At 70.8% G+C, this 11297-nt stretch carries 10 protein-coding genes and 1 tRNA gene; 5 read left to right on the forward strand and 6 right to left on the reverse strand.

Annotation, left to right across the window (positions count from 1 at the left end; genetic code table 11):
• The first annotated feature begins 12 nt into the window (after positions 1-12).
• Positions 13-1161: an acyl-CoA dehydrogenase family protein gene (locus ACZ5PB_RS10700; protein WP_468689740.1), complete on the forward strand. Its 1149-nt coding sequence runs from the start codon at positions 13-15 to the stop codon at positions 1159-1161.
• Between the two features lie 85 nt (positions 1162-1246).
• On the opposite strand, the gene ACZ5PB_RS10705 is transcribed toward ACZ5PB_RS10700, so the two are convergent.
• From ACZ5PB_RS10705 to ACZ5PB_RS10720, 4 genes are all read right to left on the reverse strand, one after another.
• Positions 1247-1591: a rhodanese-like domain-containing protein gene (locus tag ACZ5PB_RS10705; protein ID WP_468689741.1), complete on the reverse strand. Its 345-nt coding sequence runs from the start codon at positions 1589-1591 to the stop codon at positions 1247-1249.
• Positions 1592-1686: 95 nt separating this feature from the next.
• Entirely contained in the window at positions 1687-2484 is a 798-nt protein-coding gene (locus ACZ5PB_RS10710) for a hypothetical protein (RefSeq protein WP_468689743.1), read from the reverse strand.
• Positions 2485-2608: 124 nt separating this feature from the next.
• A complete protein-coding gene (locus ACZ5PB_RS10715; RefSeq protein ID WP_468689745.1) occupies positions 2609-4033 on the reverse strand; it encodes a DUF2252 domain-containing protein in 1425 nt (474 codons plus the stop codon).
• 198 nt (positions 4034-4231) lie between these two features.
• Positions 4232-5311 carry a hypothetical protein gene (locus ACZ5PB_RS10720; RefSeq protein ID WP_468689746.1) on the reverse strand — a complete coding sequence of 360 codons (1080 nt, stop codon included), beginning with the start codon at positions 5309-5311 and terminating at the stop codon, positions 4232-4234.
• A gap of 123 nt (positions 5312-5434) precedes the next feature.
• Between ACZ5PB_RS10720 and ACZ5PB_RS10725 the strand changes: the two genes are divergently transcribed.
• The gene (locus ACZ5PB_RS10725; protein WP_468689748.1) at positions 5435-5887 is read left to right on the forward strand and encodes a MarR family winged helix-turn-helix transcriptional regulator; all 453 of its coding nucleotides are present in this window, start codon (positions 5435-5437) and stop codon (positions 5885-5887) included.
• A 10-nt stretch (positions 5888-5897) separates the two neighbouring features.
• Here the strand turns inward: ACZ5PB_RS10725 and ACZ5PB_RS10730 are convergent, their stop codons facing one another.
• Both ACZ5PB_RS10730 and ACZ5PB_RS10735 read right to left on the reverse strand, forming a co-directional pair.
• A complete protein-coding gene (locus ACZ5PB_RS10730; protein ID WP_468689750.1) occupies positions 5898-7787 on the reverse strand; it encodes a glycosyltransferase in 1890 nt (629 codons plus the stop codon).
• 72 nt (positions 7788-7859) lie between these two features.
• A tRNA-Leu gene (locus tag ACZ5PB_RS10735) sits at positions 7860-7942 on the reverse strand.
• Between the two features lie 310 nt (positions 7943-8252).
• Between ACZ5PB_RS10735 and ACZ5PB_RS10740 the strand changes: the two genes are divergently transcribed.
• The 3 genes from ACZ5PB_RS10740 to ACZ5PB_RS10750 all read left to right on the forward strand — a co-directional run bounded on the left by ACZ5PB_RS10740 (position 8253) and on the right by ACZ5PB_RS10750 (position 11286).
• Positions 8253-9119: an FhaA domain-containing protein gene (locus ACZ5PB_RS10740; protein ID WP_468689751.1), complete on the forward strand. Its 867-nt coding sequence runs from the start codon at positions 8253-8255 to the stop codon at positions 9117-9119.
• Between the two features lie 10 nt (positions 9120-9129).
• Positions 9130-9648, forward strand: a complete 519-nt coding sequence (locus ACZ5PB_RS10745; RefSeq protein ID WP_468689753.1) for an FHA domain-containing protein FhaB/FipA — start codon at positions 9130-9132, stop codon at positions 9646-9648.
• A 150-nt stretch (positions 9649-9798) separates the two neighbouring features.
• Complete coding sequence (locus ACZ5PB_RS10750; RefSeq protein WP_468689755.1) at positions 9799-11286, forward strand: Stp1/IreP family PP2C-type Ser/Thr phosphatase; 1488 nt, start codon at positions 9799-9801, stop codon at positions 11284-11286.
• Positions 11287-11297: the final 11 nt, after the last annotated feature.

Below are 11297 nucleotides of genomic sequence, written 5' to 3' on the forward strand. Positions count from 1 at the left end.
GAGGGCAGGGCAGTGGACTTCACCTTCACCGAGGAGCAGCAGGCGGCCACGGAAGCGGCACGAGCCGTCTTCTCCGGGGTGGCTCCCGACGCGGTACCCAGCCCGGCACTCACCACGGGGGCAGTGGCCGACGACTTCGACCGCCCGCTGTGGACGAAGCTGGCCGCCGCCGACCTGCTGAGCCTGCTCCTGGCCCCGGAACACGGCGGCGCCGGCCTGGACCCGGTCGCCCTGTGCCTGGTCCTGCGGGAATCCGCGAAGGTACTCGCCCGGGTACCCCTGCTGGAAACGAGCGCGGTCGCCCTGGCCGTACAGCGGTACGGGGAGAAGGAGCTGACCGCCTCGGTCCTGCCCCGCGCCGGACGCGGCGAGCTGGTCCTGACCGCCGGGGCCAACGGCCGCACCGGCCACGACCCGGCCGAACTCGCCGTCACCGCACGGCACACGGACAGTGGCACGGCCGACGAAGGCTGGGTGCTGGACGGCGTACAGACCGCGGTGCCCTGGGCACAGCACGCGGACCTGATCGCGGTCCCCGCCCGGACCGGCGAGGGCCGCACCGTACTCGCCCTCGTCCCCCGCGACCGTACGGGAGTGACACTCGCCGACCAGTACTCCACCAGCGGAGAACTCCTCGCCGAGGTCCGCCTCGACTCCGTCGGCGCCGCACCCCACGAGGTCATCACCGACGGAGCGGCCTGGGAGTGGCTGCGCGCCCTGCTCACCGTCGGCACCTGCGCACAGGCCCTGGGGCTGGGGGAACGGGTGCTGGCCATGTCGGCCGAGTACACCTCACGACGCGAACAGTTCGGCTTCCCCGTCGCCACGTTCCAGGCGGTCGCCGTCCAGGCCGCCGACCGCTACATCGACCTGCGCGCCATGGAGGCCACCCTGTGGCAGGCCGCCTGGCGCCTCGGCACCGGGGCGGGCGGAGCACTGCCCCTCGCGGGGGACGTGGCGGTGGCGAAGATCTGGGCCTCCGACGGCGTACGCCGCACCGTGCAGACAGCACAGCACCTGCACGGCGGCTTCGGCGCGGACACCGACTACCCGCTGCACCGCTACCACGCCTGGGCCAAACAACTGGAGCTCAGCCTCGGCCCGGCCGCCGCCCACGAGGAGACCCTGGGCGACCTGCTGGCCGCCCACCCCCTCGACTGACCGGCCGCCGCACACTACCTGACCTGGCCGCCCGGCCTGCCCGGCTTGCCCGCCCGGACTCGCCGCCCGGACCCGCCGCTCCGACTCAGAGCACGAACGCGGGGGCGTCGCCGTCGGCCACCATCGGCCGGCCGGCGCCGTCCCAGGCGAGCATCCCGCCGTCGATGTTCACCGCGTCGATGCCCTGCTGCACCAGGTACTGGGTGACCTGCGCGGAACGCCCGCCGACCCGGCACATCACATGGGCGCGACGGCCGTCCGCCACCGCCTCGGTGACCTCACCGAACCGGGCGACGAAGTCGCTCATCGGCACGTGCAGCGCACCCTCGACATGTCCGGCCGCCCACTCGTCGGCCTCCCGGACGTCCAGCACCAGGCCTTCGGCCGGTACCGACGCGACGTCCACCGAGGGCATGGAGGCGAAATTCATGGGTCAAGCCTTCTCTCGTACCAACTCAGACAGGTTCACTCGCACCGGTCGACCCGGTGTCCGGCCACGATCGGGACCACAACCGCCAGGGAACGCTACTGCACCCACTGCGCCAGCTCGGCCTCACGCTCGGAGACCTGCGCGAGCAACTGCTCGGCGATCTCCTCCAGCAGCCGGTCGGGGTCGTCCGGCGCCATCCGCAGCATCGAACCGATGGCACCCTCCTCCAGCTCACGGGCCACCACCGTCAGGAGCTCCTTGCGCCGCGAGAGCCACTCCAGCCGCGCGTACAGCTCCTCGCTCTCGCTGAGCCGCACCTCGGGCACCGGACCGGCCGCCCACTCCTCGCCGAGCTCCCGCAGCAGCCCCTCGTCGCCCCGCGAGTAGGCGGCATTGACCCGGGTGAGGAACTCCTCGCGCCGCTGCTGCTCGCCCTCCTCCCGCGCCAGGTCGGGGTGGGCCTTGCGGACCAGGTCGCGGTACAGCTTCCTGGCCTCCTCGCTGGGCCGCACCCGCTCCGGCGGCCGGACCGGCTGCTCGGTCAGCATCGCGGCGGCCTCCGGCGAGAGCCCGTCGGAGTCCATCCAGCCGTGGAAGAGCTCCTCCACCGCCGGCATCGGCAGGACCAGCGCCCGCGCCTCCTTCGCCTTGGCCAGATCCTCCAGATCCCCGGTCTTCCGGGCCCGCGCCTCGGCGATCTGGGCGTCCAGCTCATCCAGCCGCGTGTACATCGGGCCCAGCTTCTGGTGGTGCAGCCGGGAGAAGTTCTCGACCTCGATCCGGAAGGTGTCCACCGCGATCTCGAACTCGATCAACGCCTGCTCGGCGGCCCCCACCGCCCTCTCCAGGCGCGCCTCGGGGCGTGCACCGCCCGCATCCTCAGCGGTCTGCACATCTTCGTTGGGGGGAACCGGTCCCCCGGCGGCATCCTGAGTCACCCGTCCAGCCTACGGTCCCACCCACGACCGGGGGGCCGTCCCCCTCCCCCCCCCCGCCCCCTCCCACCCCCGCTCCCCCTCACACCCCCAGCTCCGCCGCGATCCTCCCGTTCCGGATCGCCTCGACCAGGACAGCGTGGTCCGCCTCCGTGCGGTCCGCGTAGGAGACCGCGAAACCGGCGACGGCTTCGTCGAACTCCTCGTTCTTGCCGAGGTAGCCGGCGACGGTCCGCGGGTCGGCACTGTGCGCATGGGCGCGGGCCAGCAGCGCGCCCGTCATCCGCCCGTAGTCGTCGACCTGGTCGGCGGCGAGGGCCGCCGGGTCCACACTCCCCTTCCTGTTCCTGAACTGCCTTACCTGGAAGGGCAGTCCGTCGACCGTGCACCACCCGAGCAGGATGTCGCTGACCACCTGCATCCGCTTCTGCCCGAGCACCACCCGCCGGCCCTCGTGCACCTCCTCGGGTATCCCGAAGCCCACCTTCGGCAGATACGGGGCAAGCGCCGAGGCCCGTGCCTCCTTCACCTGGAGCACCAGGGGCTCGCCCCGGTGGTCGAGCAACAGCACCACGTACGACCTGGTGCCGACGCTGCCGGTGCCCACCACCCGGAACGCCACGTCCTGTATCGCGTACCGGGCCAGCAGCGGCAGCCGGTCCTGCGCGACCGTCCCCAGGTACTCGCCCAGCGCCGAGGCCACCGCCGCCGCCTCCGCGTCCGGCACCCGGCGCAGCACCGGCGGTGCGTCCACGAACCGGCGGCTGCCGTCCTGGTCCTGCTCCGTCGACCGTGCGGCGAACCGGGCGCTGGTGTTCTTGCGGGCCTTCTCCGAGACCCGCTCCAGCGTGCCGAGCAGGTCGCGGGCGTCGGTGTAGGAGACCAGTTCCTCGTCGGCTATCGCGTTCCACGCGTCGGCGACGGGCATTTTCGCTATCAGCCGCATCGTCCGCCGGTACGCGCCGACCGCATCGAACGCCCCCTGCCGGCAGGTGTCCTCGTCGGCGCCCGCCTCACGTCCTGCCAGCACCAGCGACGCCGCGAGCCGCTTCACGTCCCACTCCCACGGTCCGACCACGGTCTCGTCGAAGTCGTTGAGGTCGATGACCAGGCGCCCCCTGGCATCCCCGTAGAGCCCGAAGTTCGCCGCGTGCGCGTCCCCGCACAGCTGGGCGGCTATCCCGGTGACGGGCCCGCCCGCGAGGTCGTGCGCCATCAGCCCGGCCGCACCGCGCAGGAAGGAGAAGGGAGTGGCCGCCATCCGGCCCACCCGTATCGGAGTGAGCGAGGCGACCCGGCCGCGGCTCGACTCCTCCACCGCCCGCACCGCGTCCGGGCGCGCGTCGTCGAGCACCAGCTCCCGATGGTCCGCGCGCGGCACCCGGTCCCGCAGTGCCTTCCCCTCCGCCTTGCGCGACCCCGGCTGTCCGGCCCCCGCCGCACGCGGCGCGAATCCCTTGACCACCGGGATCCGCCCGGCCCCCGCTCCGTAACCGGCCTCGCTCATCACGTGCCGCCACCCCCGTTCCTGCCTTGTACGTACCTTGCCGACAGCCGTTCGCGGCGGCCGTGAAAGCAACTCCCCATGACCGTAACGCCGTTGTCCATGAGCCGCTCCAACCGCCTGTGGATAACCGGGGAAAAGTATGAAGAACGGCTCCGGACCAGGTCCGGAGCCGCTCCCACACCTCACTTCACACCCGGCTCACACGCCGACCGCTTCCTCCAGTTCCTCCTCCAGCTCCTCCTTCACCGGCGCCGCATCTGCCACCGGCGCCGCATGCGCTCCCGGGACCGCCTTCCGCCGCCGAGCCGCCTCACCCAGCCCCGCGCACCCCATAACGACCACACCCACCAGGAACCACAGCGCCAGCACCAGCACGCTCCGCCCCACACCGACCCCGTCGAAGTACACGTGTCCGCGCGCCCCCTCGATGAAGCCCGCCCCGTTCCAGAAGGAGTGCAGCGCGGCGAAGAAGCCGGACTGGAGCTCGGGCCTGAAGATGCCGCCGGAGCTGGTGAAGTTGAGCATCACGAACAGCACCATCACGCCCAGCGTCGTCCACCGCTTGAGGAAGGTGTGCAGCCCGACGCCGATCAGCAGGATGCCCGCCGAGTAGAGCCACGACATCGCCCACACCCCGGCGAGCCCCTGGTCCACCAGGTGGAAGAGCGGACCCGCGAAGACGGCCCCGATCGCGCTCACGACCAGCGACATCCCCACCGAGAGCAACGCCCTGATCCGCAGCGGCAGCACCGCACCCGCCCCGCCGATCACCGCGACCGAGGCGTACGAACCGATGCTGAGCGCGACAAGCAGGAAGAACAGCCCCTGGCCCGTCGGGTCACCCTTCGACACGGGCGCCACATCCGTCACATGGAGCGGCGCTCCCTGCTCGGCGGCCAGCCCGGTGAAGACCTTCTCGACGACAGTGGCCGTGGTGTCGGACCCGGCGGTGGCGACCATCAGTTCCGGCTTCGCGCCCGGTAGGTACGCCCCGTAGATCTCCCGGTCCATGAGCTGCGCCCGCGCCGCGCCGCGGTCGGCGACGGTACGTACGTCCAGCGCGCCCGCACCCTTGTCGTGCAGCGTCTGCGCCAGCACCTGCGCGCTGGGGCCGGAGCCGACGACGTCCACCCGCAGGTTGTGCGGCTCGGGCGCGTGGAAGGCGCCGAGGTAGGCGAGCCCCATCCCGACGCACATCAACAGCGGGGTGACGAGGTGGCCGAGGACGTGCCGCAGCGACGCTCCTGTACCGCTCCGGCCGTGGGGGGACGCAGACATCAACAAACTCCAGAACAACGCACGGGACACCACACAGGGCATAGTGGTTGGCAATTACAACCACCTTGGTGGATGTACTCTACAACCAATCGACCGGAGGGCAAACCAGCCAATGACGACCCCATGACCACCCAGAACTCACCGGCACCGGCGCACCGGCGCACCACCGCCGTGGACACCATCGAACGCGAGCTGACCGCCTTCGCCCGCCGGGCCCGCGCCACCGCCGCGCGCCTCCACCCGGACCTGCCCCTGGTCTCCTACACGCTGCTCGCGCACATCCACGACCAGCAGGGCTGTCGCGCCACCGACCTCGCCGCCCACTACATGCTCGACAAGTCCACCGTCAGCCGGCAGTTGACCACCCTGGAGAAGCTCGGCCTGGTCGAACGCCGCCCCGACCCCGACGACCACCGCGTCCAGGTCCTGCACCCCACCGAGGCGGGCGCGACCACCCTCACCGCCACCCACGCCAGCCGTCACGCCGCCTACCAGGAACGCCTGGCCGACTGGAGCGAGGACGACCTCACCCGCTTCGCCTCGTACCTCCTGCACTACAACAACGGAAACCCCTAAAACCCATCGGCTAGAACCGCACGCTCCACACCGTCGCCGCCCCCGCCGAACCGCCCTCCGCCGCGGGCATCCGCAACAGCGTCGCGTCCCGTCCGCCGAGCAGCCGCCGTACGCCCGCCGCGTCCGGCTGCAGCCGCCCCTTCTCGAACCGTACGAAGCTCACGCGCGTGCCCGCCGCCAACGGCTTCCCGTCCGCCCGCAGCTGCTCGTACTGCCGGTACGTCACGGCGTCGCACCCGGAGTACCAGCCGAACTCCGGCTCGTACCCGGTGACGATCAGGCACCGCTCCCCGTCCTGCGCCGCCAGCGCCCGCGCCACCGGCACCGTCGAGACGCCCAGCGACGTCGGCCCCGGCATCGCGCCGTGCGCCACGACCTGCGCCGTACCGAGCACCGTCAGACCCGCCAGCGCCGCCACCACACTGAGCACCCGGGGCGCCCACGCGCGCGTGAGCTCCGCCACAGCCTGTACACCGAGGACGGTGAGCAGGGTCACCGGCAGGTAGACGAAGCGCGGCTCCCCGTCCGTCGCCACCCCCAGCACCACGAACACCATCAGCGCCGCGGCCCCCAGGAACACCCGCCGCCGATCATCCACCAGCCCCACAACAGCACCGGCAGCACCGGCAGCACCGGCAGCACCGGCAGCACCGGCAGCACCAACGCCACCACCAGTCCCCTTCCGCACCCTCCGCCAAGCCACGAAAGCCGCCCACACCCCGGCCGCCATCACCACCGCACCCAGGTCCCCGGCCAGGCGGTACGGGAAGACGCTCAGGTAATAGACCAGCCCGTCGCCCACGTACTCCCGGTTGGCCTGCGAAGTCGCCGACAGGATCATCCCGAGGGGTTTACCGGTCCGCTCCACGGCATAAAGGAGATGCGGTACGAGTCCCAGTGCGAGCACGCCGACCGCCGCCCACAACCGCCAGCCGAGCGCCAGCCATGCGCGCGGCCCGTACGCGAAGATCCCCGCCAGCGCGACCGCCACGAGGTTGCCCACCACTCCGTAGCGCAGATAGAAGGCGGCCAGCGCGACGAAGGGAACGAGCAGCAGTGCCCGCCCGCCCGCCTTGGTACCGGCCTTCTCCATCGCCCTGGCCAGCAGGAAGACCACAATCAGCAGCAGCGCGGTGGAGCCGATGTCGTTGAGGAACTCCGGCACCCGGCGCAGAAACCCCAGCCCGCTCAGCAGCACCAGTACGACCACCACGGCCCGCCGGGGCGTCGTCCACGCGCGTGCCACGAGGTAGGTCGTACAGAGCATCAGCAGCGCGAGGACCAGAGTCACCGCCCGCAGCGCCCCGGTGCCGCCGCCGGAGGCGTACCCCTCATATCCCGACAGCCACAGCGCGACCGCGCCCAGTGCGGGCAGTCCGACCGGCCGGTAGACGCCCCAGCCCGCGTCCGGCGTCCCGTCGAACCAGAACCTCGCCTTGTTCGCGTAGACCGCTTCCTCATGACCGAGGTACGGCTCGAAGTCCTGCAGCCACGCCCACGCACCGGCAGCCATCGCCAGCACCACGACGACGTACACCCATACCGGAATCCGCCGTAGCCACTTCTCCGCACGCGTCCAAGCTCCGGCAGCACCCCCAGCACTCCCGGCACCCCCAGCACCCCCTGCGCCCTCGGCACCCGCACCTCCGGCGGCGGGAACTCCGCCGCCCTTCGGCCCGTTCTCCACCCACCAGGGCTTCGCCACCAGCCACAGCACCGCGGCGAGCAGGAGATAGGGCCACGGCTGCCACCCGGGCAGCCAGCCCCCGAGTCCGACGGCCAGCATCAACTGCTGTGCCGCCGCCAGCACCGTCAGTACGACCGCACCGACACCGAACAGACCCGACCGCCCCACAACCGCCTCCGACCGCACCACACAGCGCCGCACGACGTGCAGCACACCACACACACAACAAACGGACATACAGAAACGGGCCCCACCGTTTTCACGGTGAGACCCGAATCTCTGAAGTGCGCGAGGGGGGATTTGAACCCCCACGTCCCTAAGGACACTGGCACCTGAAGCCAGCGCGTCTGCCGTTCCGCCACTCGCGCATGAGTGATGTCGTTCGATTTTCCGCACTGGTTTGTGCGACCGGTTGGCGACAAGAAGAAGATTAGCACGGTGGTCGGGGTGGATTCACACGCATAGTTTGCGGGGACCCGCCAGTGGAACGAGCGCCTCCAGCACCCACTCCTCAAGGGAGGAGGACGCGTACGGGACACTGTCAGGAAGCCACCTCTACGATCCCTTGTGAGGGGTGACACTCATGGACTGGGCGGACAAGGGGAACCAGCCGTTTTCCCGGCGCGTGGATACGATCAGTAAGCAGTACCAGGACGACAACGACGGAGGAGGTGCCCCATGGGAGTCCTGAAGCGTTTCGAACAAAAGCTCGAAGGCATGGTGAACGGCACCTTCGCCAAGGTCTTCAAGTCAGAGGTCCAGCCCGTCGAGATCGCCGGCGCCCTCCAGCGCGAGTGCGACAACAACGCGACGATCTGGAACCGCGAGCGGACCGTCGTCCCCAATGACTTCATCGTCGAGCTCAGCACCCCGGACTACGAGCGCCTGAGCCCGTACTCCGGCCAGCTGGGCGACGAACTCTCCGGCCTGGTCCGCGACTACGCGAAGCAGCAGCGCTACACCTTCATGGGACCGATCAAGGTCCACCTGGAGAAGGCGGAGGACCTCGACACGGGCCTCTACCGGGTACGCAGCCGCACGCTCGCGTCGAGCACGTCGCAGGTCGCCGCCCCGGACGCCGGCCCCGGCGCCCCCGCCGCCCCCCGTGGCGGCGGCGGATACGGCTACCCGCCCCCGTCCTCCGGCGGCGCACCGCCGCCCATGCCGCAGGCCCCGCCCGGAAGCCCCGGCGACCCCCCGCGCCCCGCGCCGGCGGCCGACCGCCGCGCGCCCGGAGCGGGCCCCGGCCCCCTGCCCGGCACCCAGACCAGACGCTGGATCGAGATCAACGGCAACCGCCACCAGATCTCCCGCCCCACCCTCGTGATGGGCCGCAGCACCGAAGCCGACGTACGGATCGACGACCCCGGCGTATCGCGCCGGCACTGCGAAATCCGTACCGGAACGCCCTCGACGATCCAGGACCTGGGGTCCACCAACGGCATCGTGGTGGACGGGCAGCACACCACCCGCGCTACGCTCCGCGACGGCTCGCGGATCGTCGTGGGCAGTACCACCATCGTTTACCGGCAAGCCGAAGGGTGAAGCGGGGGCAATGTCAGAGCTGACCCTGACGGTCATGCGGCTAGGTTTCCTAGCTGTCCTGTGGCTATTCGTAATTGTGGCCGTCCAGGTCATCCGCAGCGACCTGTTCGGCACACGTGTCACGCAGCGCGGCTCCCGCCGCGGCAATGCGTCCGACACGCGTGCCCAGCAGCAGACCACCGGCGCGGGCCGCCAGCAGGCCGCCCCGCCCCAGCAACAGCGGCAGCGCCGCGGCGCCCCGACCAAGCTGGTCGTCTCCGAAGGCAGCCTCACCGGAACCACGGTGGCGCTCCAGGGACAGACCATCACGCTCGGCCGGGCGCACGATTCGACGATCGTGCTGGACGACGACTACGCGTCCAGCAGGCATGCCAGGATCTACCCGGACCGCGACGGCAACTGGATCGTCGAGGACCTGGGTTCCACCAACGGCACCTATCTCGACCGGAACCGGCTCACCACGCCACAACCGATTGCACTGGGCGCACCGATCCGCATCGGCAAGACCGTCATCGAGCTGCGGAAGTAGTACGACAATGAGCGAGCGGAGCGAGCGAGCCGCAGCGGCCCCGGACGAGGGCCACAGCGCCCTGTCCACGGGCCCGAGCGCGCTCCCGACCGGAGGGTGGGCAGTGTGGCTCGAAACCCGGTGTACCCGGAGCCGACGGGTGAGGTGCGTATGAGTCTGTCCCTGCGCTTCGCCGCCGGATCGCACAAGGGCATGATCCGGGAGGGGAACGAGGACTCCGGCTACGCCGGCCCCCGCCTCCTCGCGATCGCCGACGGCATGGGCGGCCAGGCCGCCGGCGAGGTCGCCTCCTCCGAGGTGATCTCGACCCTGGTCCAGCTCGACGACGACGTACCCGGGTCGGACATCCTGACCTCCCTGGGCACGGCCGTGCAGCGGGCCAACGACCAGCTGCGCATGATGGTCGAGGAGGACTCCCAGCTGGAGGGCATGGGCACCACGCTCACCGCCCTGCTGTGGACCGGCCAGCGCCTGGGCCTCGTACACGTCGGGGACTCCCGCGCGTACCTGCTGCGCGACGGCGTCCTCACCCAGATCACGCAGGACCACACCTGGGTGCAGCGCCTCGTCGACGAGGGCCGCATCACCGAGGAGGAAGCCACCACCCACCCGCAGAGGTCCCTCCTCATGCGTGCGCTGGGCAGCGGCGACCACGTCGAACCCGACCTCTCCATCCGTGAGGTGCGGGCCGGCGACCGTTATCTGATCTGCTCCGACGGCCTGTCCGGCGTCGTCTCCCACCAGACGATGGAGGAGACGCTCGCCAGCTACCAGGGCCCGCAGGAGACCGTCCAGCACCTGATCGAGCTGGCGCTGCGCGGCGGTGGCCCCGACAACATCACCTGCATCGTGGCCGACGTCCTGGACGTCGACGGCAACGACACCCTCGCGGGCCAGCTCAACGACACCCCGGTCGTCGTCGGTGCCGTCGCCGAGAACCAGATGCAGCTCGGCGACACCCGCGCCATGCAGACCCCGGCCGGCCGCGCGGCCGGTCTCGGCCGCCCCTCCGCCCCGCAGGCACAGTCCCCCTCGGGGAGCTTCGGTCCTGCGGGCAGCGGCGGCGGCTACGGCGGCGGCATGCCGGACGACACGTTCGACATGTACAACGGCGAGGACTTCGTGAAGTCCCCGGGCCGCAAGTGGTTCAAAAGATCCTTCTACCTGGTGCTCGCACTGGCCGTAGTGGGCGGCGGTCTGTACGGCGGCTACCGCTGGACGCAGACCCAGTACTACGTCGGTGCCAACGCCGAGCACGTCGCGCTCTACCGGGGCGTCGACCAGGACCTTCCGTGGGTCTCCCTCTCGAAGATCGAGAAGGACCACCCCGATATCGAACTCAAGTACCTTCCGGACTTCCAGGCCAAGGAGGTCAAGGAGGCACTGCCCGCCAGCGACCTCGCCCAGGCGCGCGAGAAGATCGAGAAGCTCGCACTCCAGGCATCCGCCTGCAAGAAGAAGTCCGAGCAGCGCACCGCGCCCCCGGCGCCCAAGCCGACGCCCACCAAGCCGGCCACTCCGGGCACCAAGAACCCGCCGACCACCTCACCCACGCAGAGCGCCCCCGCTCCCGGTCCCACCCTCTCCGAGGAGGAGCAGGATCTGGCCTCGCAGTGCGGTAAAACGGCCACACCGTAGGGGGCCCCACA

It is taken from the genome of Streptomyces sp. NPDC032721, from assembly GCF_055579625.1.

Coding starts and splice junctions, on each gene's coding strand:
- ACZ5PB_RS10705 (WP_468689741.1), bottom strand. CDS start 1,591: ATGAATTTCGCCTCCATGCCCTCGGTGGACGTCGCGTCGGTACCGGCC.
- ACZ5PB_RS10715 (WP_468689745.1), bottom strand. CDS start 4,033: ATGAGCGAGGCCGGTTACGGAGCGGGGGCCGGGCGGATCCCGGTGGTC.
- ACZ5PB_RS10720 (WP_468689746.1), bottom strand. CDS start 5,311: ATGTCTGCGTCCCCCCACGGCCGGAGCGGTACAGGAGCGTCGCTGCGG.
- ACZ5PB_RS10725 (WP_468689748.1), top strand. CDS start 5,435: ATGACCACCCAGAACTCACCGGCACCGGCGCACCGGCGCACCACCGCC.
- ACZ5PB_RS10740 (WP_468689751.1), top strand. CDS start 8,253: ATGGGAGTCCTGAAGCGTTTCGAACAAAAGCTCGAAGGCATGGTGAAC.
- ACZ5PB_RS10745 (WP_468689753.1), top strand. CDS start 9,130: ATGTCAGAGCTGACCCTGACGGTCATGCGGCTAGGTTTCCTAGCTGTC.
- ACZ5PB_RS10750 (WP_468689755.1), top strand. CDS start 9,799: ATGAGTCTGTCCCTGCGCTTCGCCGCCGGATCGCACAAGGGCATGATC.